This is a genomic window from Gryllotalpicola sp. CP2-P1, from assembly GCF_057512245.1.
Window position 1 is genome coordinate 1 of record NZ_JBLRDT010000386.1, and the last position, 1215, is coordinate 1215.

Annotated in this window: 1 protein-coding gene and 1 pseudogene; one reads left to right on the forward strand and one right to left on the reverse strand. The window is 71.2% G+C overall.

Features of this window, described 5'->3' with window-relative positions; translation table 11 throughout:
• Positions 1-394: pseudogene (locus tag ACM2XV_RS15420) on the reverse strand (quinone oxidoreductase family protein); the annotation flags it as partial.
• A 74-nt stretch (positions 395-468) separates the two neighbouring features.
• On the opposite strand from ACM2XV_RS15420, the gene ACM2XV_RS15425 reads away from it, so the two are divergent.
• A complete protein-coding gene (locus tag ACM2XV_RS15425) occupies positions 469-912 on the forward strand; it encodes a MarR family winged helix-turn-helix transcriptional regulator (RefSeq protein WP_487027587.1) in 444 nt (147 codons plus the stop codon).
• The last annotated feature ends 303 nt before the right edge of the window (positions 913-1215 follow it).

Here is a 1215-nt window from a genome sequence, read left to right on the forward strand (position 1 = left end):
GCTGGAATGCGGCCCGTGCGCGGAGGGCGAGCCACGAGGACATCACGGGATTCACCGCAGCCGCGACCGCGACCGGGTCGGCTCCCGCGGGCAGCAGGACGCTGCGTCGCGCGTCGATGACGGTGCGCTCGGCCATGGCGCCGAGCACCGGCTCGTCGAGCACGAAGTACCTCAGGCGGCCCTCGGCGTCGCGCCCCACGCCGTCGACGCCGGGAACCATGGGCAGTGTTCCGGTGCTCGTGTAGTGCGACCCGTCGGCCTGCGAGCGCACCCGGGGGTGCAGTCCGGCGGCGAGCACGTCGACGACGAGTTCGCCGCCGCTCGGGGCGGCCGGCTCGGGGAAGTCGGTGCAGCGCGGGGGCTGAGAGAAATCGGTGACGACTGCGGCTTTCATGGCGCACCTCCGGTTAGTTCGTGTCACGAATCAAAGTAGTTTGTGATACGAACCATGTCAACTACACTGGCCGCGTGGCTGCAGAACGGGAAGACCTCATCGACGCGCTCGCCCAGGTCGCCTTCGTGACGACGGGGGTGCTCAGCGCTGCGGCATCCGATCGCGATCTCTCACTCACTCAGGCGCGCGCGATCGGAATCCTGCGCGATCGCAGGCTGCGCATGAGCGAGCTCGCGCAGGTGCTGGGTCTCGAGAAGTCGACCCTGTCGGGTCTCGTCGTGCGCGCGGAGAAGCGCGGGCTTCTGCAGCGCGTGCCCGATGACGGCGATCGCCGCGCGGCGCTGGTCACGATCGCGCCAGCCGGCGCGCGGCTCGCGCGGGAAGTGCGTGCCGACCTCGAGCAGGCGCTCGCGCCGCTCATCGGCGGCCTCGACGAGGGGGAGCGGCTGCAGTTGCAGGCTCTGCTCGAGCGCATGATCGAGCATGCCGGCACGCGCCCCGAGACGCGGTCGTCGTAGGGGCGGATGCCGGCTCCGCCAGGCCCGGCGGCGGCGATCGGAAAATCGCGTGTAACGCATTCGGGGGTCGTGGCAATGCACTCGTATGACGGCCGCCTCGGCCGCCGTAGGGGGAACGGAACGGAGGCATCCGACCATGCACCGACCCGGGAGGATCATCACGCTCTCAGCAGGCCTTGCCGTCGCCGCCGGTGGCGGCGCGGCCGCGGCGCTGGCCGCAAATGCGCACACGCCGAGAGCTCTGGTCTCTACGTCGGCCGAGGCGGCCGCGGCACCCGCCGCGGCGACACCGCTGCAGATCGG